Origin of the sequence: Halorubrum sp. SP9 (assembly GCF_005435015.1) — an archaeon.
Lineage (GTDB): Archaea > Halobacteriota > Halobacteria > Halobacteriales > Haloferacaceae > Halorubrum > Halorubrum sodomense.
Genome location: NZ_SGXU01000581.1, coordinates 1 through 308 on the forward strand (window position 1 = coordinate 1; position 308 = coordinate 308).

Consider the following 308-nt stretch of genomic DNA (forward strand, 5'->3'; position numbering starts at 1 on the left):
CCGATCGCGAGACGAGCGTCGCCAGCGGCGGCATCAGCAATCTGATAGAGCTGCTTGTCGGTGCCGGGAGGCCCTCACCCGTGTCGACCGCGGTGAGTCGTTCGCGACTGTCGCCGACGACACCGGCATCGCTGAGTCGACGCTCCGGAGCCTCCACCAGGATCGCCGCGATCTTTACCTCGGCGGCGAGGCCGAGGACAAGCGCGTCGACGACGCACTCACCGATGTCCGCCCGCTGGAGGATGCGCGGGCCGAGGATCCCAACCTCGAAGAACTGCGCGAACGCGTCGAGCGGCTGGAGGAGGCCA

General features: G+C 68.5%; 1 protein-coding gene. It reads right to left on the reverse strand.

All coding sequences use genetic code 11. The features are described 5' to 3' along the window. The coding region (locus tag EXE45_RS20690) for a hypothetical protein (protein ID WP_199233722.1) at nucleotides 1-308 on the reverse strand (308 nt) is incomplete at both ends.